Below are 21,486 nucleotides of genomic sequence, written 5' to 3' on the forward strand. Positions count from 1 at the left end.
TTACCTGCCGAGCTGCTGCCTGGTTTGATCGGGCAGCAGCGACAGCGCCTGCTGGTAAGACGCATCCACCAGATAGTAAATCTGCGAATCCGGCAGCGTGCCGTCCAGGTAAACCGTGCTCCAGTGCGCCTTGTTCAGATGCGCGCTGGGAAACACGTCCTTATGGCTTTCCCTCAGTAAATCAGCAAGCTCCGGGCTCGCCTTCAGCGAAACCGCCGGACGCTCTTCCACGTCGTGCACCATGGCATAAAGCACGTCCGCCACTTTAATCTGCGTGGCCTTCCAGTCGCTGTGAACGGTTTGTTCCGCGCCAGGCTTATTCATGCAGTACTGCAACAGCTCCGAATTGGTCATCTTATTCCCCTGATAGCGTGGTCATGATGTGATGGGCCTCCCTAAGTGTGCGACCCGGACGCCAAAAGGTACAACCCGGCGGGGCAAATTAGATGAAAAAAACGGCGATGGGCCTTCGCGCATCGCCGTCATTCTTACCGTTAAGGCCTAGTATTCTGAGTTCACTATCACTTCTTCGCCAAACGCGCCCGCTTTCGGCAGCGGCTGGTAGCTGGAGTTGGAAGCCCGCAGCACACGGATGCCGCGCGCGCCCATGTCCTGCGCGGCCGTAATGTCATTATCCGAGTCGCCGTAGAAGATTTTAATCTGCTTGTCCTTCAGCCACTGGGTTTTGGTGTTCTGGCCTTCTTTGTCGCCGGCAAAAATGACCGGATTCACCGCGCTCTGCGGGATGAGGAAATCATTCTGCAACGTTTTAGTGACGGTTTCGGTTTTCGTCTGGCTGCGCCCGGTCACGAAATAGATGCTGTCGCCGCGCTTCAGGTGCAGGGCGATCAGCTGCTTCGCCACTTCTTTCGGCATGCTGAACTCGTCCCAGCCGTTGTTCATCTTTTCCCAGAACTCCGGGTTTTTCAGGTAGTCCTGCTTGCCCGGCGAATACTCCTTCTGGCCGCGATAAAAGCCCGGGCTTGAGAACAGCACCGTGTCATCGATATCGAACCCAACCGCAATCGGCGGGCGGCCCAGCAGGCTATTTTCAATTTGCGCCACGGAAACCCAGTGCACGGGTGCCTGCTGAGCAAGCTGGGCAACGGTAACGCCCGGGTTGAGAGGAGCCGGGGCAGATTCTTTCGCAACAACGGAGTGGTTTAAGCCAAGCAGTAAACAGGCGGCGCTAAAGGCCAGGGTAATTTTACGCATCGTCATCCCTATTTCGTCAGTTTTTTTATCGTTATAAACCAGAGCGGCTGGTCAAAATTTTATCTGACCATACCTGTGGGACGCTGACAGATAAAGGTTTTTTGCGGGATATGTCTGAGAAAAGGGTGACGATCACAGAATATACGGGGCGTAATTGCAGGGCGGATAAGCGAAGCGCCATCCGCCCTGCAATAAATAACATGAGTAAGTACTTACATTACAGCAGCAAAAGCCTTAGCCACGCGGCGCACGTTGTTGCTGTTCAGGCCCGCGACGCACATGCGCCCGCTGGCTATCAGGTAAACGCCGAATTCATCGCGCAGGCGGTCGACCTGCTCCGCGCTCAGGCCCGTGTAGCTGAACATGCCGCGCTGGGTCAGCAGATAGTCAAAGTTGCCTCTCGGCACCTCTGTTTTCAGCACGGAAACCAGCGCCTGACGCATGTCGAGAATGCGGCAGCGCATGCTTTCCACTTCGGCTAACCAGCTGGCCTTCAGCTGTTCATCGTTCAGCACGGCGGCCACAACCTGCGCGCCAAAGTTCGGCGGGCTGGAGTAGTTGCGGCGCACGGTAGCTTTAAGCTGGCCGAGCACGCGGCCCGCAGTTTCTGCATCTTCGCAGACGACAGACAGCCCGCCGACGCGCTCGCCGTAGAGCGAGAAAATCTTCGAGAAGGAGTTGCTGACCAGCGCAGGCATACCCGTGCCGGCAATAGCGCGAATGGCGTAGGCATCCTGCTCCATGCCCGCGCCAAAGCCCTGGTAAGCTATATCGAGGAACGGGATCAGCTCACGCGCTTTGAGGATTTGAATAACCGCATCCCACTGGGCGTTCGTCAGGTCCGCACCCGTCGGGTTGTGGCAGCAAGGGTGCAGCAGCACAACGCTCCGGGCCGGTAATTTATTCAATGTTTCAAGCAGGGCTTCGAAACGCACACCGTTGGTTTCGCTGTCGAACCACGGGTAGGTATTCACCGTAAAGCCCGCGCCGGCAAAGATAGCGACGTGGTTTTCCCACGTCGGATCGCTGACCCAGACCTGCGAATCAGGGAAGTAAGTTTTCAGGAAGTCCGCACCAACCTTCAGCGCACCAGAGCCGCCAAGCGTCTGGATTGAAGCGATACGCCCGTCGCGCAGCGCTTCGTGCTTAGCACCAAAGAGCAGCGGAGCAATGGCGTTGCGGTAGGTGTTCAGGCCTTCCATCGGCAGATAAAGGGAGGCACCGTGCGGCTTCGCGTTAAGGCGAGCTTCGGCTTCCGCCACCGCCTGCAGCTGCGGGATCACCCCATCTTCGTTGTAGTACAGGCCAATGCTGAGGTTGACCTTGTCGGCGCGGGGATCAACTTTGAAGCGTTCCATCAGGGACAGAATCGGGTCGCCAGCATAGGCGTCAACTTTTTGAAACACGGTGGGGTTCTCCTGGTTTACGGTGTCGCGGATGACCAATGTAAACCGGAAGCCGGGGGGAAATCGAGGGGTTTGTTTTAGCAGTTTTGTAGGGCGGATAAGCGCAAGCGCCATCCGCCGTTTCTGTTCTTAGTCCAGATATTCCATTGCCACCCTTGAAGTCAGGCGCGTGATAAGTTCGTAAGCACTTACTTTTGTGATTGCAGCGATGCGCTCAACGGGTAGACCTTCCCCCCAGAGCACCACGCCGTCGCCCACTTTTTCCGTTGCTTCCGGGCCAAGATCGACGCAAATCATGTCCATTGCCACGCGTCCAACAATCGGCACTTCACGACCGTTAACCAGCACCGGCGTACCTGATGGCGCGCAGCGAGGGTAGCCGTCGCCATAGCCCATTGCCACCACGCCCAGGCGAGTGTCACGTTCCGCAATCCACGTGCCGCCGTAGCCTACTGGCTCACCCGCTTTATGGCTGCGAACCGCGATCAGGCTGGAAGTCAGCGACATCACCGGCTGGAAACCAAACTCCCCGGCCCACGGCTTCTGCTCCAGGGGAGAGACGCCATAAAGAATGATGCCCGGACGTACCCAGTCGAGATGCGACTGCGGCCACAGCAGAATGCCGCCGGAGGCAGCGATAGATTTCTGGCCCGGCTTGCCGTTAATAAAGGAGGTAAAGGTATCAAGCTGGCGGGGGGTGGCATCCGAATCCGGCTCGTCCGCGCGGGCAAAGTGGCTGACGATATTCACCGGCTGGCTGACGTTTTTACAGTTCACCAGCCGCTGATAAAAGGCTTCCGCCTCGTGCGGCAGAACGCCCAGACGGTGCATGCCGGTATCCAGCTTCATCCAGACCGTCACCGGATGGCTAAGCTCCGCCTGCTCCAGCGCCTCGAGCTGTTCGATACTGTGAATGGCAGTCTGGAGATTCTGTTCAGCGATGGTTGCCAGGTCGCTGGCGTTGAAGAAGCCTTCCAGCAGCAAAATGGGCTGAGCGATCCCCCCTGCGCGCAGCCGTACGGCCTCTTCGAGGCGGGCCACGCCGAAGGCATCGGCATCAGGGAGGGTGCGGGCGGTCTCAAGCAGACCGTGCCCATAGGCGTTTGCTTTCACCACCGCCACCATGCGGCTGGCCGGAGCCAGTTCGCGCAGACGCTGGAGGTTGTGTCGCAGAGCGCGGCGGTTAATTTTTACGGTTGCCGCTTGCATGTTTCTTCCTTGCTCAATTTTTAAAATTAACTAATGCAAATCCTCTAAATCATTTAAGTCACAGTAAGGCGGCAAGAGAGCTCATCCCCAGGAGCTTATCTAACTAAGTGACTGGGGAGAGGGAGTGCAGCCAACGCAGCTGTGGCTTAAAGGATGACAAGGATTTTAGTCTTCGTCGTACTGCGGCCCTGCATAATTATCGAAGCGCGACCACTGGCCGTTAAAGGTCAGGCGCACGGTGCCGATTGGGCCGTTACGCTGCTTGCCGAGGATAATCTGCGCGATGCCCTTCTCGTCGCTGTTGTCGTTGTAGACCTCATCGCGATAGATGAACATGATTAAGTCGGCATCCTGCTCGATGGAGCCGGACTCACGCAAGTCCGAGTTGACCGGGCGTTTGTCGGCACGTTGTTCCAGGGAGCGGTTAAGCTGGGAGAGCGCCACCACCGGCACCTGCAGCTCTTTGGCCAGCGCCTTAAGCGAGCGCGAGATTTCGGCGATTTCCAGCGTACGGTTGTCGGAAAGCGACGGCACGCGCATCAGCTGGAGGTAGTCGATCATGATCAGGCTCAGGCCGCCCGCTTCGCGATAGATACGGCGTGCGCGGGAGCGAACTTCGGTTGGCGTCAGGCCGGAGGAGTCATCAATATACATATTGCGCTTCTCGAGCAGGATGCCCATGGTGCTCGAAATACGCGCCCAGTCCTCGTCGTCCAGCTGCCCGGTACGGATTTTTGTCTGGTCCACGCGGGAGAGCGACGCCAGCATACGCATCATGATCTGCTCGCCTGGCATCTCGAGGCTGAAGATAAGTACCGGCTTATCCTGCAGCATGGCGGCGTTTTCGCAGAGGTTCATCGCAAAAGTGGTTTTACCCATCGATGGACGCGCCGCGACGATAATCAAATCCGACTTCTGCAGCCCGGCGGTTTTCTTGTTCAGATCCTGATAACCCGTATCCACGCCCGTCACGCCATCGTGCGGGGTCTGATAGAGCGACTCGATACGAGAGACCGTCGCCTCGAGGATCTGGTCGATGGATTTCGGGCCTTCATCTTTATTGGAGCGGTTTTCTGCAATCTGGAAAACGCGAGATTCGGCCAAATCTAATAAATCTTCGCTGGTTCGCCCCTGCGGATCATAACCGGCGTCGGCAATTTCGTTCGCCACGGCGATCATTTCACGAACTACAGCACGTTCACGGACGATATCCGCGTAAGCGTTGATGTTCGCCGCACTTGGCGTATTTTTTGATAACTCTGCCAGATAGGCAAACCCGCCGACGCTGTCCAGGTTGCCCTGTAACTCCAGGGATTCCGATAGCGTAATCAGGTCGATTGGCTTGCTCATCTCCAGCAGGCGCTGCATCTCGGTGAAGATTAAGCGGTGCGGGCGGCTGAAGAAATCGTTGGCGACGACGCGCTCGGAAACGTTGTCCCAGCGTTCGTTGTCCAGCATTAACCCGCCCAGTACCGACTGCTCCGCTTCCAGAGAATGCGGCGGCATTTTCAGCCCTTCCATCTGACGATCGCGGGTTTCGTTCGGTTTGTTGAAGGGTTTATTTCCTGCCATAGTGAGGGAGTTACCAGATTTCATGTTCACAGAGACCGAGGAGTATAACACCTGGTCTGTTCACTTCGACACAAGGAGTTTCCATGGCAACGCGTATTGAGTTTAGCCAGCACGGTGGTCCGGACGTGCTCAAAGCGGTGGAATTCACCCCTCAGGCCCCCGCCGCCGGTGAGATTCAGGTTGAGAACAAAGCAATTGGTATCAATTACATAGACACCTATATTCGCAGCGGGCTTTATCCGCCGCCGAAGATGCCGAGCGGGCTGGGAACAGAAGCCGCAGGCGTGGTGAGCAAGGTCGGGCAAGACGTAACGCACCTGAAAGTGGGCGACCGCGTGGTCTACGCCCAGTCAGGCCTGGGCGCCTACAGCAGCGTCCACAACGTGCCCGCTGACAAAGCGGCAAAACTCCCGGACGCCATCTCTTTTGAACAGGCCGCCGCCTCCTTCCTGAAAGGCCTGACGGTCTATTACCTGCTGCGTAAAACCTATGAAGTGAAACCGGACGAGGTCTTTCTGTTCCATGCCGCCGCCGGTGGCGTGGGGCTCATCGCCTGCCAGTGGGCAAAAGCGCTGGGGGCAAAACTCATCGGTACGGTTGGGTCGGCGGAAAAAGCCGAGCGGGCGAAACAGGCAGGCGCCTGGCAGACCATTAACTACCGGGATGAGAACGTCGTCGAACGTATAAAAGAGATCACCGGCGGCAAGAAGGTCGCGGTGGTTTATGACTCGGTGGGGAAAGACACCTGGGAAGCTTCGCTCGACTGTCTGCAGCGTCAGGGTTTGATGGTGAGCTTCGGTAACTCATCCGGCCCGGTGACCGGCGTGAACCTGGGCATTCTCAACCAGAAAGGCTCGCTGTATGTTACGCGTCCGTCACTGAACGGTTACGTCACCACGCGTGAGGAGCTGGAGGAAGCCTGCAACGAGCTGTTCTCGCTCATCGCCAGCGGCGTGATCAAAGTGGATGTGGCCGAGACCCAGAAATTTGCCCTGAAGGATGCGGCACGTGCCCATGAGGTGCTGGAGAGCCGGGCGACGCAAGGTTCCAGCTTATTGATTCCATAAAAGAATTTGGGCTTCCCGAGGGAAGCCCATTCTTTTTTTGTTCGCGCTGCCTGTAGGGTACAGCTGCGATGAATTCTTGTGTTACAGCCCGGCAATATTGTCAGGTTTCGTCAGGAATTGATACCGCCAGCCGTGGAAAGTTAATCACAAAGATGCGAGGTTGTGATCGACTCCGCAATACCTGAGCAACGATTGCGGGTATTCACCGCAGAAGTTAACGCTTATCCGCAACCAGCGATAAAGCATGCTCCACCACGTCAATGCCCGCTCCTGCTTTATGGGCGTTCTCGCTCAGATAGCGACGCCACTGGCGCGCGCCGGGGATACCCTGGAACAGGCCGAGCATATGGCGGGTGACATGACCAAGGTACGTGCCGTTTGCCAGTTCGCGCTCAATATAAGGATACATGGCGCGTACCGCTGCAACCGTATCCACTTCCGGTGTGTCACAACCAAAGATCTCGCGGTCCACAGCTGTCAGCAAGCCAGGATTTTGATACGCCTCGCGCCCGACCATCACGCCGTCCAGGTGCTCAAGATGCGTTTTCGCCTCTTCCAGCGTCTTCACGCCGCCGTTTATTGCCATGGTCAGCTGCGGGAAGTCACGCTTGAGCTGATAGACGCGCGGGTAGTCCAGCGGTGGAATTTCGCGGTTCTCTTTCGGGCTAAGCCCAGAGAGCCAGGCTTTGCGGGCGTGGATGATAAACATCTCGCATTCGCCCTTCCCGGCTACGGTGCCGATAAAATCACACAGGAATTCGTAGCTGTCCTGCTCGTCGATGCCGATACGGGTTTTCACCGTTACCGGGATGGATACCACGTCGCGCATTGCCTTGATGCAATCTGCTACTCGCTGGGCGTCGGCCATCAGGCATGCGCCGAACATGCCGTTCTGCACGCGATCGGACGGGCAGCCAACGTTAAGATTTATTTCGTCGTAGCCGCGCGCTTCCGCCAGCTTCGCACACTGGGCCAGCGCCGCAGGATCGCTGCCGCCCAACTGCAGGGCGACCGGATGCTCTTCCTCACTGTAAGCCAGATAGTCTCCTTTACCGTGAATGATTGCCCCGGTGGTGACCATTTCGGTGTACAGCAGGGTGTTCTTCGACAGCTGACGCAGGAAATAGCGGCAGTGGCGGTCGGTCCAGTCGAGCATTGGCGCGATGGAAAAACGGTAGGGCTGGAACGGAGTCTGGCTGCTTTGTGAGGACATAGGCAATGAGCGTTTACGCAGGTTACGGTGAAAAAAGGGTCGCCACTATAGCACAGTCAGCGTCGGGACGCCTGATCGTCCCGACGCCTGTTTTTATCAGAAGGTCATGCTGAGCTGCGCCCCTGCCCCCCAGGTTTCGTCTTCGCCGTACAGGCCCATCAGGTCGATGTGTACGCGATTAAACGGTGCAAACCCGACGCCGCCAGTGAAGACGTTGCTGTCGTCACCCTTCACATCAGCACGATAGCCCGCGCGAACGGCGAACCAGGACAGCGGACGAATTTCGGCACCCACGCCCACGAACTGCGAATCCTCTTCGCTTTTGAAGCCTTTGGTTTCAGTCAGGTCACCGTCGGCGCTCAACGTGATCAGATCGTTGTGCCACGCAGCCCCCGCCGTCACCAACGGGCTAATCTGATAGGTATCTTTATAGCTTTTCGTCTCACCGGTACGGCCATTAGTGATACGAATGTCTTTGGTGTCGATATCCCGTGAGATCAGGTTCTGACCGCTGAGGCCCACGGTCCAGTTTTCACCGAAGTCTGCCGCAAGACCGGCATCAACGTTGAAGCCGGTGTCGTCGTTACGGTAGCGGCTGCTGTTCCAGTCGCTGCTGTCATAGGTGTAGATGGAGGTGGTGTAGTTATAGAGCCAGGTTTTTTGCAGTTTAGGCGTGACGCCAACGGATACCGGCACGCCCCCCAGGTCGAACTGCTTCGCCATTGCCACGCCGTAGTCAGAAACGATTGCCGCACGGCCGGAAGCGGTGGAGTTCAGGTTGCGCGTAATAGCGTCTGAACCGTTGGTCGCGGCGTCGATAGCAACGCCTGCCGCCACAGTATTGGAATTCTCAATGCCGCGCAGGTAGTCGATATCCTGCTGATCGATTGAAGAACTGACTCGACCGTGGGCATAAGCTTTGGTGACAAACGCCAGCGACAGCACGTTGTTGGGTATGCTGACGGAAATCCCCGCCCCCGCTTTCGCCTGCGCCGTTTTTCCCCGTAAATCTTCCAGCTCACCCGCCAGGTCACCAGCCGCACCCTGAAGCAGGTTCAAAGAGCCTGTGGGATTGAGGATGATCTGTTGCAGGGTAAGGCTGTCGATCACATCTTCATAATTATCAACCTTGTCGCTGATATCGTCGATCTGATCCTGCAGATTGTCTTTGTCCGTAATTTGCGCGCCAACGGAAGGAAGAATTACCGTGAACGAATCCTCCTCCTGCGCCTTTGCCAGCAGCGCCGGGTTGATTAACGCCCCGCTGCCGTAGCTGCCGGAGGCCACGCCCGTACCGCCCATTGCATCACTTCGGGCTTCCGCCCACGTACCCGCCGCCCAGGTTGGATTTGCCACAAACAAAGATGCGGCGCCAAGCGCCACCAGAGATTTTATTTTTTTCATTCACCGCTGCCCGTCTGTTTAGTCAGTTGGAGTAACTAGCCCCCGTCAGTAAAGCGCTAACGGAGGCGGACTGTTGCTGTGAATAAAGTGTTAAAAAGTAGGCTATTTAGCCTATAGGAATCCCGTTTCTATCCATTCGGGTTAGGGTTTCAAAATTTCCATGCAGAGTTATTTATAGTTTACCCGTTGGTTTTCGGGTAGGCCGCCCGTCATGCGGGCCGAAAAACTGTGGCGGATGGTCTATCCAGCGGTCTTTACGCTGGGCGGCATAGCCGGGATTTAGCGGGTAATAGATCTGGTTTTCGTCTTTGTTTGCCTCGCCGACAACCAGCAGGCGAACTTCATGTTCCGTATTATTGATAAACGTATGGCATACGCCCGTCCCCGCCGGGAAACCGACGCTGTCGCCAGGCTCAAGCTGATACAAATTTCCGTTGATCCACACCTGTGGATGGCCTTCCAGCACATAAGCGAACTCTTCTTCGCTGCTTTCGGCGTGGGGGTAGGACGTGCGGCGTCCCGGCAAGAGCCGTTCGTGGTGAATGCCAAGCCGGTTTAAACCCAGGCTACGAGCAAGCGGCGCACCAATGGAAAACAGTTCGTTGCTGTCGGGATAGGTGGAATCATCCGCGCCTTCAAGCTCGCGCCAGTGGCGAATACAATCTGGTTTTTGCATGACATCTCCGAAGCTAAATTTTTATGAGGGTTCACCGCCAGTATGTACCAACATTCGGCGTTTTTACGGCTTTTATGGTAAAGTCAGAGACTATTAACCGAGGATAGCTGATGGATACGACGACTTCACAAACCGTGTTAGCGCAGGCTGAAAAGCTCTGTGCCCTGCGCAATGTGCGCCTGACGCCGCAACGTCTGGAAGTGTTGCGCCTGATGACGCTGCAAACGGGCGCCATCAGCGCTTACGATCTGCTGGATCTGCTCCGCGTCAGCGAGCCGCAGGCCAAACCGCCGACCGTTTATCGTGCGCTGGATTTTCTACTGGAGCAGGGTTTTGTTCACCGTGTGGAATCCGCTAACAGCTATGTGCTGTGCAACCTCATCGATCAGCCAACCCATTCGTCAGCCATGTTTATCTGCGAACGTTGCGGTGCCGTCAAAGAAGAGGCTGCGCAGGGCGTGGAAGATATTATGCACAAGCTGGCCGCAAAAATGGGCTTCGCTCTGCGTCATAACGTCATTGAAGCGCATGGATTATGTTCTGCGTGTGCCGAAGTCGAAGCCTGCTGCCATAAAGAAGAATGCAGCAGCCATGACCATACGGTGCAGATTAAGAAGAAGGTTCGTTAAGAGAGGATTCGGTACATCCTTGTACCTGGGCAGGTAGCCTTAGAGGGTCAGCACATCTGAGGGTTGTGCTAACTGCCTACCAGCGATATTTGTTGCGGGTTTCCCAGTCAACGACTTCTTTTTCCGCCTCGTCTTTCGACGAGCCGTATCGTTCCTGAATTTTACCAACCAGCTGATCGCGTTTACCTTCGATGACCGTCATGTCATCGTCCGTAAGCTTGCCCCATTTTTCTTTCACAGTACCTTTAAACTGTTTCCAGTTACCGCCGATTTCATCTTTATTCATAATGGTATCCTTAGCGTTCGGTGAAAAAGTGTAGGGTTAACATCGTCCGGGTCATGCCGACTGCGGCGACCCACTATCTGCTGGACGTGATAATAATTGTAGTCAAGGATCTGGCACCGAGGCGGCAATTAAGAATATTGAACCATAGCGGCGGAATGATAAAAGCCGAAGCGCCACGAAAATCCGTGATGTATCAACGTGCTGGAAAATGATTAAAGGTCTCGTCAGCAGTTGTAACTAACTATGACCCCCAGGTGCAAACCAGGTGTCGTTCCGCCAGTGGCGACGCCATATCCAGCCCAACGAAAGACCGCGCAGCGCCAGGAATACCGCCAGCGCCAGCCACAGACCGTGATTGCCCAGCCAAGGGACGGTGAGCAGTGCCAGGCCAAAACCGGCTGCGGCAACGGCCATACTGTTGCGCATTTCTGCTCCGCGCGTTGCGCCGATAAACATACCGTCCAGCAGATAACACCAGACGCCCACAACCGGCAGGACAATTTGCCAGTGAAGATAGCGATCCGCCTGCTGCTGTAGCGCCGGTAACGACGTTAACAGCGCAACGATGTTTTCCCCAAAGAAGGCATAAATCACGGCAAAGCTTAGCGCCACCAGCCCCGCCTGGCGGCAGGCGGCCTGCCAGACGCTCAGCAGCTGCGAGCCGTTTCTGGCTCCGTATGCCTGCCCGGAGTGCGCTTCCACCGCATAGGCAAAGCCATCCAGCGCATAGGCGGTAAAGGTCAGCAGCGTCATCAGCACGGCGTTAACCGCCACGATTTCACTGCCCAGACGCGCACCCAGAATGGTTACCGAGGCAAAGCAGATTTGCAGCAGCAGCGAGCGCAGCATGATGTCCCGGTTCAGTGCCAGCAGACGACGAAAGTTGCCCCGCCAGGCTTCTTTAAGCATCGCAAGCGTAATGCCGCGTATCACCAGCACCTTTTTGACCATCAGCAGGCCGATGAAGAAGGTGGCGTACTCCGCCACGGCGGTTGCCGTTGCCGCCCCCTGCACGTTCATGTGCAGCCCCATCACCAGCCATACATCCAGCACGATATTCAGGACGTTGCCGACCACCAGCAGAATAACCGGCGCCCGGGCATACTGCACGCCCAGCAGCCAGCCAAGCAGCACAAGGTTTGCCAGCGAGGCCGGGGCGCTTAGCCAGCGGATCTCCAGAAAGCGACGCGCCTGCTCCAGCACCTGATCGTTGCCGCCAACGATACTCAGCGCCAGATTAATCAGCGGATAGCGAAGCGCGACAATAGCGAAGCCGGCAAGCAGCGCAAGCCCGAGAGGCTGGACCAGGGCGCGCGCCAGCGCCGCCGGATTATTGGCCCCGAAGGCCTGCGCGGTTAAACCGGTGGTGCTCATGCGCAGAAAAAGCAAAAGCATGAACAGGAAGCTGGTTGCGGTCGCGCCAATGGCCACGCCGCCCAGATAGACCGGGCTATCAAGATGGCCGATGACCGCCGTGTCCACCAGGCCTAACAGCGGGACGGTGATGTTGGAGAAAATCATGGGTAACGCGAGGCGCCAGAGCGCTTTGTCTGTCGTCGAGAAGAAATGCATGTGGGCGTCCGCTGCAAGTCTGGAGAGAAGCGTCAGAGCGTGATGCGCGCGGGACGCGCATCACCAGATGTGGGGATTACAGCCATTCACCGTTGCGGATCACCCCAACGGCCAGCCCTTCAATTGAGAAGTTCTGCTCGCGGAGATCGACGACGATAGGCTCAAACTCGCTGTTTTCTGGCAGTAGCTGCACGGTGTTGCCCTGCTGCTTAAGGCGCTTAACGGTGACTTCGTCGTCAATGCGCGCGACAACCACCTGGCCGTTATGGACGTCCTGGGTTTTATGCACCGCCAGCAGATCGCCATCCAGAATACCAATGTCCTTCATGGACATGCCGCTGACGCGCAGCAGGAAGTCGGCATTGGGTTTAAACAGGGACGGGTCAACCTGGTAATGGCCTTCGATGTGCTCCTGCGCCAGCAGCGGTTCGCCTGCGGCGACACGGCCCACCAGCGGAAGACCGGTTTCTTCTTCAACCAGAAGACGGATACCGCGAGACGCACCGGAAACAATTTCGATGGCGCCTTTACGCGCCAGCGCTTTGAGATGCTCTTCAGCGGCGTTTGGAGAACGGAACCCCAGACGTTGAGCAATCTCGGCACGCGTTGGTGGCATGCCGGTCTGGCTGATATGATCCCGAATGAGATCAAACACCTCTTGCTGCCTGGTAGTTAATGCTTTCATTCCGCCCCCTGGGTGTTTATACAGTTATGCTGTGAGTATATACAGTTAAAGGCGAATTTGAAACTACAAATTAAGCAAAAAACCAGGCACTTAACCAGATCTGGAAAGCTTATCGCAAATGCTGCCAAAGCAGAGTGATCCAGGCGAACAGCGCGAGGATAATTGAGATTAACACTGCCGCCGAGCCCATATCTTTCGCACGGCCTGACAGCTCGTGATATTCCGTGCCAACGCGGTCCACTAAAGCTTCGATAGCGCTGTTGAGGATCTCAACGATCATTACCAGCACAACGGAGCCAATCAGCAGGACGCGGGTGATAGGGTCAACGTCCAGCCAGCAGGCGATGGCGATGGCGATAACCGCCGCAACGCCCTCCTGACGGAAGGCGGCTTCGTTAACCCAGGCGGCACGTAGCCCCTTCCAGGAGTAGCCAGCTGCTTTGATAATGCGTGTAAAACCAGCGGAGTTATTCGCCATTGAGGGAAACCTTTTTGAAATTAAAGCGTCAATGCTTATCTGAAACCCACCTCTTTCAATGTTCACCGATAGCTGGCGACCTTAAGGAAGTGGGGTAAAATCGCAACGCCACAGAAATCTTATACAGTTTCTGATATTCTTGCGGCGAAATTGCACTATTAACCTGAGGCTTTACATCGTTTATGTCAGGCTGGCCAAGAATTTACTATAAATTGCTTAATTTTCCATTAAGCGTTCTGGTAAAGAGCAAGTCCATACCGGCTGATCCCCAAGCCGAACTGGGTCTCGATACCACGCGCCCTATCATGTACGTGCTGCCTTATAACTCAAAGGCGGACCTGCTGACGCTGCGTGCGCAGTGCCTGGCGCATGATTTGCCCGACCCGCTTGAACCTCTGGAAATCGACGGGGCGGTACTGCCGCGCTACGTCTTTATCCACGGCGGACCGCGTGTCTTTACTTATTACACACCAAAGGAAGAGTCGATTAAGCTCTTCCACGACTATCTCGATCTGCACCGCAGCAATCCAAATCTGGATGTGCAGATGGTGCCTGTTTCGGTGATGTTTGGCCGTTCTCCGGGCCGCGAGAAAGGCGAAGTGAATCCCCCTTTGCGCACCTTAAACGGCATTCAGAAGTTCTTTGCCGTATTGTGGCTGGGCCGAGACAGCTTCGTGCGTTTCTCCGCTCCTGTTTCACTGCGCCGCATGGCGACCGAGCACGGTACGGACAAAACTATCGCCCAGAAACTGGCTCGCGTGGCGCGCACGCACTTTGCCCGTCAGCGTTTAGCCACCGTCGGGCCACGCCTGCCGGTACGCCAGGATCTCTTTAATAAGCTGCTGGCCTCCAAGGCCATTGCGCGTGCCGTGGAAGATGAAGCGCGCAGCAAGAAAATCTCCCATGAGAAGGCCCAGCAAAACGCCGTGGCGCTGATGGAAGAGATTGCGGCTAACTTTTCCTATGAAGCCATCCGTCTGACTGACCGCGTGCTGGGCTTAACGTGGAACCGCCTGTACCAGGGCATCAACGTGAATAACGCTGAACGCGTGCGCCAGCTCGCCCACGACGGGCATGAAATTGTCTATGTGCCCTGCCACCGCAGCCACATGGACTACATGCTGTTGTCCTACGTGCTTTATCACCAGGGGCTTGTTCCTCCGCACATCGCGGCAGGGATTAACCTGAACTTCTGGCCAGCCGGCCCGATCTTCCGCCGCCTGGGTGCTTTCTTTATCCGCCGTACCTTTAAGGGCAGTAAACTCTACTCCACCGTGTTCCGCGAATACCTCGGCGAACTGTTCAGCCGTGGCTACTCCGTTGAATACTTTGTGGAAGGTGGCCGCTCCCGTACGGGCCGCCTGCTGGACCCGAAAACCGGTACGCTGTCGATGACCCTGCAGGCCATGCTGCGCGGCGGTACCCGTCCGATTACGCTGGTGCCGATTTATATCGGTTACGAGCACGTGATGGAAGTGGGGACTTATGCGAAAGAACTGCGCGGCGCGACCAAAGAGAAAGAAGGCTTCATGTCGATGCTGCGGGGCTTAAGCAAGCTGCGTAATCTGGGCCAGGGCTACGTGAACTTCGGTGAACCCATGCCGCTGAACGCATTCCTGAACCAGCGCGTGCCGGAATGGCGCGAGTCTATCGACCCAATCGAAGCGGTTCGTCCGGCATGGTTAACGCCAACGGTAAATGAAATCGCCGCCGAGCTAATGGTGCGCATTAACAACGCAGGCGCGGCCAACGCCATGAACCTGTGCTGTACCGCGCTGCTGGCATCGCGCCAGCGTTCACTGACCCGTGAGCAGCTGACCGAACAACTCGACTGTTATCTCAGCCTGCTGCGCAACGTGCCGTACTCAGCGGATGCCACCGCTCCGGAGCAAACGGCACCGGCGCTAATCGACCACGCGCTGCAGATGAACAAGTTTGAAGTCGAGAAAGACACCATCGGCGATATCATCATTTTGCCGCGCGAGCAGGCCGTGCTGATGACCTACTACCGCAACAACATCATGCACATGCTGGTGCTGCCGTCGCTGATGGCTTCTATCGTCACGCAGCACCGCACGATCGATCGTGCCGAGCTTCAGCGACAGATAGAAGTTGTCTACCCGATGCTGAAAGCCGAGCTGTTCCTGCGCTGGGAGAAGAGCGAGCTGGCGATGGAAATCGATGCGCTACTGGGCGAGATGCAACGTCAGGAGCTGGTCACTATCAGCGCCGATCGGGTGCAGATTAACCCTGCCCGTTCACGTACCCTGCAGCTGTTGGCGGCGGGCGTGCGCGAAACGCTACAGCGCTACGCCATCACATTCTGGCTGCTGAGCGCTAACCCGTCCATCAACCGTGGGACGCTTGAGCGTGAAAGCCGCACGGTGGCGCAGCGTCTTTCTATGCTGCACGGTATCAACGCGCCGGAGTTCTTCGACAAGGCGGTCTTCACCTCGCTGGTGCTGACGCTGCGCGATGAAGGCTATATCAGCGATACCGGCGACGCGGAGCCAACGGAAACGATGAAGGTTTACCAGATGCTGGCCGACCTGATTACTTCAGATGTGCGTCTGACCGTTGAAAGCGCAACGTCGCAGGTAGCCGTGGCGGAGTAAATAATCTGGCGGATGGCGCTGTGCTTATCCGCCCTACGAATCACGTTGTAGGGCAGTTAAGCAGTGGCACCCTCCGCCATGTTTTTAGAAGTGCATCATGCTCAGGGCCATGCCGATAAACAGCACCAGCCCAACATAGTTGTTATTTAGAAATGCTTTAAAACAGGCATCCCGGTCGCGGTTGGCAATCATCCTTTGCTGATGGATAAACAGCGCGCCCGCAAGGCCAATAGCCCAGTAGTACGCCCCGCCCAGCTCGTTCAGCCAGCCGATCAGCGCCATCAGCACCAGCACCACCACCTGCAAAATGCCGATAATCAGCTTGTCGTTACGCCCGAACAAAATGGCCGTCGACTTGATGCCAATCTTCACATCGTCATCCCGGTCAACCATTGCATACTGCGTGTCGTAAGCTACCGCCCAGCAAATATTCGCCGCAAACATCAGCCAACAGCTTAACGGCACACTTTCGCTCACCGCCGCAAACGCCATAGGGATTGACCAGCCAAACGCCGCACCCAGCACCACCTGCGGCAGATGCGTGTAGCGCTTCATAAATGGATAGATCCACGCCAGCGCAAGAGCGGCAATGGACAGCAGAATTGTCATGACGTTGAGGGTCAGCACCAGCACGAACGACAGCAGCACCAAAATGATGAACAGATTGCGGGCTTCTTTCTCACTCACCGCGCCGCTGGGCAGCGGGCGATGGGCCGTACGTTTCACGTGTCCGTCAAATTTACGGTCCGCATAGTCATTGACCACACAGCCGGCGGCGCGCATCATCCAGACGCCAGCGATAAACACCGCCAGGATGGTCAACGGCGGCACGCCCGGCGTCGCCAGCCATAGCGCCCACAGCGTCGGCCAGAGCAGCAATAAAGAACCAATCGGCTTATCCAGCCGCATCAGGCGCATATACGCCTGGAATTTCCCTTCGGTCAGACTCCACTCCATTATTTTTCCTCTTCATACAGCGGAGATGCGGGCAGAAACAGCTCCGTCAGCAGCAGCGGCTTATCGGACAGCCTCAGGCGGGAACGACGTCCCCACAGCTCCGCGCTGCGACCAATCTGAATAAAGTCGCGTGTCAGGGTTGAAGCACTAAAAAGATAGCGCCCAAGCGGCGTGTTGCCCAGCCTCTGCAACGCCAGCTCAGGACCAGCCAGCGTAGACTCTGGTACGACAGTACGCCCGACCAGCCAGGGAACACCGTCACCGCACAGCACTATTTCACGCAGCCAGTAGCGCTGCGCAGGGGGTAGCAGCCCGGCTTCGGGCAGCTGTTCATCCGCGATAACAAAGGCTTCGCGGATAATCTCTACCGTCACTTTTGCGCAGTGCTGCTCAAAGCGTTTAGTCATTGAGTCTTCTAGCAGCAGCCAGTCGAGAAAGCTGGCGCTTAGCCCGTCCGGGATCTCAGTGAAGAAGCTTAGGGCGCGCAATCGCGAAAGCGCCTCAGACATGGGGGATTCTCCGATACATAACCTGCGGGCATTGTAACGCAGAACGGAGGATGCGTGGCAGGCAATCGCTTTACAACGGCGCAACATGCTGGGAGGGGAGATAAAAAAAGGGTGCGCCACAAGGACGCACCAATCTTACAAGCATCAGCACTGTGGGGAGACGACTACCCCTTGCCTTTTACACTGCTGATAAAAGTTTTACGGGCGGAGGTAGAACCCAGACGCTCGGCTTCATTCAGCAGTTTCAGGGCCTTATCGATCTCCCCTTTGTCCACGGCTTGCCTGATGGCCTGGTTGTAGTAGCTTTCCGTATCGGTGAGGATTGGCTCGCTCTTCGCAGCTGGTGCCGCTGTTGCTGTTGCTGCCGGAGCAGAAGCTACGGCGGTGCTGGAAGCGGCAACAGGTGCAGCGTAAACAGGTGCGGCGGTGTTACCCACGGTGACCGGACCTGGGCCTGATGACCCAAACAGCGGGCCGACCAGCACGCTTGAGCTGGAGGACGTTTTCACTTTCAGCTTCAGCGTACCGTCAGTGGTATGACGCGCAACCGGGTCTGGAATATCTGGCACAGCGTTACCGGTTCCCTTGGCGTAAGCCTTGGCGGGATCCAGCAGCTTAGTGGTTTGTTGCAGATCTTTATCCGTCGTGAAGACCAGAACGTAAATTTTTTGCTGCCCCAGCGCCGGGGTCAGGCGCATCAGTCCTTCCAGACGGTCCGCACTCATTACGCCCGGCTCCTGATAGGTGAAATATTCGCTCGGGAAGTAGGCAGAAGGCGTCATGTTCTGGTCAAGAATCAGCACGTTAGGTGCAAAGACGCTGGTTTGCTTGTTCACTTCGCTGGTTAGCGTAATGTACAGCTCACCGATGTTGGCCGGCACGCTGTAGGCCGCAACCGGGCCGGAAATACCGGCAACGTTCAGACTCTGCCCGCCGGTAGCAAGCATGGTGGTTTGGGTTTTAGACTGGTCGACGGGGGTCCAGGTCAGCTGCTGTAGCGCAGTGGCCGGAATAGCAGGTGCCGTGGTTGTGTTCTGCGGTACGAAGTTAACGTCGGCCAGGCTGACGCCGGGCAGGCTTGCGAGCAGCCCTGCGGATAAGCAGAGCGCGACGAGACTTTTTTTCATTTTCATTGTTATAACCTCGAACTAGAAACGATGGACGTTAGCCAGGCAATAGCGCGTCCATCTGAAACGGTTTTGGCATACAAGGGTAATGCGATGAAGGAGGCAGTGGCTCCTCCCCCATCGTTTCATAACATCAGGTTAAAGCTGAATTACCACCAGATTTCCATCTGCGCACCGAAGGAGAACTCATCGCTGTCGCCGCGGCTGGTTGAGAAGGTGCCGTTACCGGTAGAGTCGTTGATGGCGAAGCGGGTCGCGTTGCCATTACCGTCTTTCGCGTAACCCCATTTCTCATCCCACTTGGCGTAGGTTGCGAAGACGCGCAGTGCCGGTCGGGACCAGATGCTGTCGCCTGCCTGCCATTGCTGCGCCAGGGTAATTTTGTACTGGCCGTTGCGGTCACCAGTTTCTTGAGACTTGACGTTGTCGTAGCCAACTTCCAGAAGGGTGCTCATGATTGGTGTCCATTTGAACATTGGACGCACGCCAACGGTGTACCATTCAGTCCCCTGGTTGTCATCCATATCCAGGTTCTGGTACATACCGACGTACATCAGGTCCCAACGGTCAGCAAGCGTGATAGCACCGTGGTCAAGAACGCGGATCATGTGACCATCGTTATTGATGCTGCCCCCCTGCGCCAGGCCTTTGCCCTGCGAAGTCATGGAGTCCGTCGCGTACTGAACAACAAACTTGTTGTAGCCTTTCAGCATGCTCTGGGTATGTTCGATGGTCCCCATCCAGCCGTCTTTAGACGCGCCAGGCTGCAAGTAATAATCATCAGGAATATTGGTGTGGCCGTAGTCAACACCCAGCTCTAACGTACCGCCTGGGTTGGTTTCAATACCCGCCCAACGCACGTCGAACACATCGTTTGGTACTTCGTTGCTGTAGTTACGAGAACCATCAGCGTTGAAATCATTAAATGCTGCAGAACCACCGGCCTCAGAAGAACGGGTTGCCGCGATGGACAGTTTACCCACGCCGACATCGATGTTTTCCAGACCTGCACCAGGACCAGAAATATCCCAGTAGTAGAAGTCGATCATGTGAACGTCATGACGCTGGTAAAAGCGCTTACCAGCCCACATGTTTGCGCCAGGCAGTGCATCAATCAGATTTTTACCCTGCACGTTGGCTTCACGGAATGCCGGGTCTGTTGCTTCCCAGTCATTCTGCTGTGCTACGGAGTAGGCCACGTTGGTATCGAAGTAGAAGCTCTTATCGCCTTCTTTCCACACTTCCTGACCCAGTTTTAATTCCGCATAGGTCTCACATTCGTTACCAAGACGGTATTTAGACTGTGCACCAGTCGCCTGGAAGCACTGCTGTTCGCCGCCGCTACCGGTCCAGCCGATACCAGAACGGGCATAACCGTGGAAGTCCACCGCCATTGCCTGAACAGACATAACGCCTGCTGCTACGGCTACCGCCAGTGGGAGTTTGCGCAGAGTAATCATCGTTCTATCTCCTGAGATCATTGCTTTTCTTTTTTATGGGAATGCTTAAACGCCTGGCTCTTGATGCAGCCTACGACAAGCAGTGCCGTCCTCACGGAACAGATGGCAACGCTCTGGCGGCAGGCCAATTGCGAATGTGGCACCTTCTTTTACCAACACCACGTCATTCTGGCGGTACACCAGGTTCTGACGAATGGCGGGGATTTGGATGTGAATCTGAGTCTCATGTCCTAACTGCTCGACCACCTGGACTTCACCTTCGAGGGTGACGTCGGCGATGTCGCTTGGCAGCAGGTGTTCAGGACGAATACCCAGGGACATGTTGGTCCCTACCTGAACATGGCTGCTTTCTACCGGCAGCCAGACCTGCTGGCGGTTCGGTAATTCAACCTGTACCTGATCGATTGCTGTGGCAGTCACTTTTACCGGCAGGAAGTTCATCTTTGGCGAGCCGATAAAGCCCGCGACGAACCGGTCCGCCGGGTAGTGATAAAGTTCGAGCGGTTTCCCCACCTGCGCCACACGACCGGCGTCAAGCACCACAATCTTGTCGGCGAGCGTCATGGCTTCTACCTGATCGTGGGTGACGTAAATCATGGTGCGCCCCAGGCGCTTGTGCAGACGGGAGATCTCGATACGCATCTGCACGCGCAGCGCCGCATCGAGGTTGGAAAGGGGTTCATCGAGCAGGAACACCCGTGGTTCCGCCACCAGCGTACGGCCAATGGCGACACGCTGACGCTGCCCGCCGGAAAGCGCCTTTGGGCGACGGTCCAGCAGATGAGCTAGCTGTAAGGTTTCGGAGACCTGGTTGACCCGCTGATTAATTTCGTCTTTTTTGGCACCGGCCAGCTTCAGGCCGAATGACATGTTTTCCGCCACCGACAGGTGCGGGTAGAGCGCGTAAGACTGGAAGACCATGCCGATACCGCGCTCGGCCGGAGGCACGTCGTTCACGCGCTTCTCGCCGATGAACAAATCACCGCTGATCACGGTTTCAAGGCCGGCAATCATGCGCAGCAGGGTCGATTTCCCGCAGCCCGATGGCCCAACGAAGACCACGAACTCGCCTTCCTGGATATCCAGGTTGATGTCTTTCGAGACCACCACGTCGCCCCAGGCTTTCGTAACGTTCCGCAGCTGTACGCTTGCCATGCCCTTCTCCCTTTATTACTACGCCTGCCAACAGACAGATAAATCAAGATGTGTCGGACTATGAACGATTCATACATTGTGTGAATCCTCCACCCCTCCGGTTTTCTGTGGGGGAGGAGGCGGGAGGATGAGAGAGGGGTTTCTGCAACCGGTTACAGCCGCACAAAGAGATTTTCGTGATCGTCGTTTCAAAATTCCGCGTATTTTTATGTGCGCCAGAACACATAACTGCCAGTTATGCAAAGCAGATC

The 21,486-nt window shown here is 56.3% G+C and carries 20 protein-coding genes; 3 read left to right on the forward strand and 17 right to left on the reverse strand.

Annotated features, from left to right (window positions below):
- From ACA108_20560 to dnaB, 5 genes are all read right to left on the reverse strand, one after another.
- The gene (locus ACA108_20560) at positions 1 to 354 is read right to left on the reverse strand and encodes an MmcQ/YjbR family DNA-binding protein (GenBank protein XEX95685.1); all 354 of its coding nucleotides are present in this window, start codon (positions 352 to 354) and stop codon (positions 1 to 3) included.
- Positions 355 to 501: 147 nt separating this feature from the next.
- Entirely contained in the window at positions 502 to 1,215 is a 714-nt protein-coding gene (aphA, locus tag ACA108_20565; GenBank protein XEX95686.1) for an acid phosphatase AphA, read from the reverse strand.
- 212 nt (positions 1,216 to 1,427) lie between these two features.
- Positions 1,428 to 2,621 carry an aromatic amino acid transaminase gene (gene tyrB / locus ACA108_20570; protein XEX95687.1) on the reverse strand — a complete coding sequence of 398 codons (1,194 nt, stop codon included), beginning with the start codon at positions 2,619 to 2,621 and terminating at the stop codon, positions 1,428 to 1,430.
- Between the two features lie 129 nt (positions 2,622 to 2,750).
- Positions 2,751 to 3,830, reverse strand: coding sequence for an alanine racemase (alr, locus tag ACA108_20575; GenBank protein XEX95688.1), 1,080 nt, complete (start codon positions 3,828 to 3,830; stop codon positions 2,751 to 2,753).
- A 165-nt stretch (positions 3,831 to 3,995) separates the two neighbouring features.
- The gene (gene dnaB / locus ACA108_20580) at positions 3,996 to 5,402 is read right to left on the reverse strand and encodes a replicative DNA helicase (GenBank protein XEX95689.1); all 1,407 of its coding nucleotides are present in this window, start codon (positions 5,400 to 5,402) and stop codon (positions 3,996 to 3,998) included.
- Positions 5,403 to 5,485: 83 nt separating this feature from the next.
- Between dnaB and ACA108_20585 the strand changes: the two genes are divergently transcribed.
- Positions 5,486 to 6,469 (forward strand): quinone oxidoreductase, encoded by a 984-nt coding sequence (locus tag ACA108_20585; GenBank protein ID XEX95690.1) that lies wholly within the window; start codon positions 5,486 to 5,488, stop codon positions 6,467 to 6,469.
- A 214-nt stretch (positions 6,470 to 6,683) separates the two neighbouring features.
- Here the strand turns inward: ACA108_20585 and dusA are convergent, their stop codons facing one another.
- From dusA to ACA108_20600, 3 genes are all read right to left on the reverse strand, one after another.
- Positions 6,684 to 7,682, reverse strand: a complete 999-nt coding sequence (gene dusA / locus ACA108_20590) for a tRNA dihydrouridine(20/20a) synthase DusA (protein ID XEX95691.1) — start codon at positions 7,680 to 7,682, stop codon at positions 6,684 to 6,686.
- Positions 7,683 to 7,778: 96 nt separating this feature from the next.
- Positions 7,779 to 9,086, reverse strand: coding sequence for a conjugal transfer protein TraF (traF, locus tag ACA108_20595; protein ID XEX95692.1), 1,308 nt, complete (start codon positions 9,084 to 9,086; stop codon positions 7,779 to 7,781).
- Positions 9,087 to 9,258: 172 nt separating this feature from the next.
- Complete coding sequence (locus ACA108_20600; GenBank protein ID XEX95693.1) at positions 9,259 to 9,762, reverse strand: cupin domain-containing protein; 504 nt, start codon at positions 9,760 to 9,762, stop codon at positions 9,259 to 9,261.
- Positions 9,763 to 9,872: 110 nt separating this feature from the next.
- On the opposite strand from ACA108_20600, the gene zur reads away from it, so the two are divergent.
- Positions 9,873 to 10,391 carry a zinc uptake transcriptional repressor Zur gene (gene zur / locus ACA108_20605; protein XEX95694.1) on the forward strand — a complete coding sequence of 173 codons (519 nt, stop codon included), beginning with the start codon at positions 9,873 to 9,875 and terminating at the stop codon, positions 10,389 to 10,391.
- 76 nt (positions 10,392 to 10,467) lie between these two features.
- On the opposite strand, the gene ACA108_20610 is transcribed toward zur, so the two are convergent.
- The 4 genes from ACA108_20610 to ACA108_20625 form a co-directional block, all read right to left on the reverse strand.
- Positions 10,468 to 10,677: a CsbD family protein gene (locus ACA108_20610; GenBank protein XEX95695.1), complete on the reverse strand. Its 210-nt coding sequence runs from the start codon at positions 10,675 to 10,677 to the stop codon at positions 10,468 to 10,470.
- A gap of 237 nt (positions 10,678 to 10,914) precedes the next feature.
- Positions 10,915 to 12,249 carry an MATE family efflux transporter DinF gene (dinF, locus tag ACA108_20615; protein ID XEX95696.1) on the reverse strand — a complete coding sequence of 445 codons (1,335 nt, stop codon included), beginning with the start codon at positions 12,247 to 12,249 and terminating at the stop codon, positions 10,915 to 10,917.
- Between the two features lie 76 nt (positions 12,250 to 12,325).
- Positions 12,326 to 12,934 carry a transcriptional repressor LexA gene (lexA, locus tag ACA108_20620; GenBank protein ID XEX95697.1) on the reverse strand — a complete coding sequence of 203 codons (609 nt, stop codon included), beginning with the start codon at positions 12,932 to 12,934 and terminating at the stop codon, positions 12,326 to 12,328.
- Positions 12,935 to 13,043: 109 nt separating this feature from the next.
- Positions 13,044 to 13,412, reverse strand: coding sequence for a diacylglycerol kinase (locus ACA108_20625; GenBank protein XEX95698.1), 369 nt, complete (start codon positions 13,410 to 13,412; stop codon positions 13,044 to 13,046).
- A 182-nt stretch (positions 13,413 to 13,594) separates the two neighbouring features.
- Here ACA108_20625 and plsB point away from each other — a divergent pair, with 182 nt between their 5' ends.
- Positions 13,595 to 16,027 (forward strand): glycerol-3-phosphate 1-O-acyltransferase PlsB, encoded by a 2,433-nt coding sequence (plsB, locus tag ACA108_20630; GenBank protein XEX95699.1) that lies wholly within the window; start codon positions 13,595 to 13,597, stop codon positions 16,025 to 16,027.
- 84 nt (positions 16,028 to 16,111) lie between these two features.
- Here the strand turns inward: plsB and ubiA are convergent, their stop codons facing one another.
- From ubiA to malK, 5 genes are all read right to left on the reverse strand, one after another.
- Positions 16,112 to 16,984, reverse strand: coding sequence for a 4-hydroxybenzoate octaprenyltransferase (gene ubiA / locus ACA108_20635; protein ID XEX95700.1), 873 nt, complete (start codon positions 16,982 to 16,984; stop codon positions 16,112 to 16,114).
- Positions 16,984 to 17,493, reverse strand: coding sequence for a chorismate lyase (ubiC, locus tag ACA108_20640; protein ID XEX95701.1), 510 nt, complete (start codon positions 17,491 to 17,493; stop codon positions 16,984 to 16,986). The genes ubiA and ubiC overlap by 1 nt, the downstream gene beginning before the upstream one ends.
- A gap of 164 nt (positions 17,494 to 17,657) precedes the next feature.
- Positions 17,658 to 18,626 (reverse strand): maltose operon protein MalM, encoded by a 969-nt coding sequence (malM, locus tag ACA108_20645; GenBank protein ID XEX95702.1) that lies wholly within the window; start codon positions 18,624 to 18,626, stop codon positions 17,658 to 17,660.
- Positions 18,627 to 18,769: 143 nt separating this feature from the next.
- Entirely contained in the window at positions 18,770 to 20,101 is a 1,332-nt protein-coding gene (locus ACA108_20650; GenBank protein ID XEX95703.1) for a maltoporin, read from the reverse strand.
- Between the two features lie 24 nt (positions 20,102 to 20,125).
- Positions 20,126 to 21,235 (reverse strand): maltose/maltodextrin ABC transporter ATP-binding protein MalK, encoded by a 1,110-nt coding sequence (gene malK, locus ACA108_20655; protein XEX95704.1) that lies wholly within the window; start codon positions 21,233 to 21,235, stop codon positions 20,126 to 20,128.
- Positions 21,236 to 21,486: the final 251 nt, after the last annotated feature.

The organism is Dryocola sp. LX212, from assembly GCA_041504365.1.
Classification (GTDB): Bacteria; Pseudomonadota; Gammaproteobacteria; order Enterobacterales; family Enterobacteriaceae; genus Dryocola.

Excerpts from the sequence above, each read along its gene's own strand:
- dnaB (XEX95689.1), bottom strand. The coding sequence starts at position 5,402 with ATGGCAGGAAATAAACCCTTCAACAAACCGAACGAAACCCGCGATCGT.
- traF (XEX95692.1), bottom strand. The coding sequence starts at position 9,086 with ATGAAAAAAATAAAATCTCTGGTGGCGCTTGGCGCCGCATCTTTGTTT.
- alr (XEX95688.1), bottom strand. The coding sequence starts at position 3,830 with ATGCAAGCGGCAACCGTAAAAATTAACCGCCGCGCTCTGCGACACAAC.
- ACA108_20560 (XEX95685.1), bottom strand. The coding sequence starts at position 354 with ATGACCAATTCGGAGCTGTTGCAGTACTGCATGAATAAGCCTGGCGCG.
- ACA108_20625 (XEX95698.1), bottom strand. The coding sequence starts at position 13,412 with ATGGCGAATAACTCCGCTGGTTTTACACGCATTATCAAAGCAGCTGGC.
- ubiC (XEX95701.1), bottom strand. The coding sequence starts at position 17,493 with ATGTCTGAGGCGCTTTCGCGATTGCGCGCCCTAAGCTTCTTCACTGAG.
- zur (XEX95694.1), top strand. The coding sequence starts at position 9,873 with ATGGATACGACGACTTCACAAACCGTGTTAGCGCAGGCTGAAAAGCTC.
- malM (XEX95702.1), bottom strand. The coding sequence starts at position 18,626 with ATGAAAATGAAAAAAAGTCTCGTCGCGCTCTGCTTATCCGCAGGGCTG.
- ubiA (XEX95700.1), bottom strand. The coding sequence starts at position 16,984 with ATGGAGTGGAGTCTGACCGAAGGGAAATTCCAGGCGTATATGCGCCTG.
- ACA108_20650 (XEX95703.1), bottom strand. The coding sequence starts at position 20,101 with ATGATCTCAGGAGATAGAACGATGATTACTCTGCGCAAACTCCCACTG.
- ACA108_20600 (XEX95693.1), bottom strand. The coding sequence starts at position 9,762 with ATGCAAAAACCAGATTGTATTCGCCACTGGCGCGAGCTTGAAGGCGCG.
- lexA (XEX95697.1), bottom strand. The coding sequence starts at position 12,934 with ATGAAAGCATTAACTACCAGGCAGCAAGAGGTGTTTGATCTCATTCGG.
- malK (XEX95704.1), bottom strand. The coding sequence starts at position 21,235 with ATGGCAAGCGTACAGCTGCGGAACGTTACGAAAGCCTGGGGCGACGTG.
- ACA108_20585 (XEX95690.1), top strand. The coding sequence starts at position 5,486 with ATGGCAACGCGTATTGAGTTTAGCCAGCACGGTGGTCCGGACGTGCTC.
- ACA108_20610 (XEX95695.1), bottom strand. The coding sequence starts at position 10,677 with ATGAATAAAGATGAAATCGGCGGTAACTGGAAACAGTTTAAAGGTACT.
- aphA (XEX95686.1), bottom strand. The coding sequence starts at position 1,215 with ATGCGTAAAATTACCCTGGCCTTTAGCGCCGCCTGTTTACTGCTTGGC.
- dinF (XEX95696.1), bottom strand. The coding sequence starts at position 12,249 with ATGCATTTCTTCTCGACGACAGACAAAGCGCTCTGGCGCCTCGCGTTA.
- dusA (XEX95691.1), bottom strand. The coding sequence starts at position 7,682 with ATGTCCTCACAAAGCAGCCAGACTCCGTTCCAGCCCTACCGTTTTTCC.
- plsB (XEX95699.1), top strand. The coding sequence starts at position 13,595 with ATGTCAGGCTGGCCAAGAATTTACTATAAATTGCTTAATTTTCCATTA.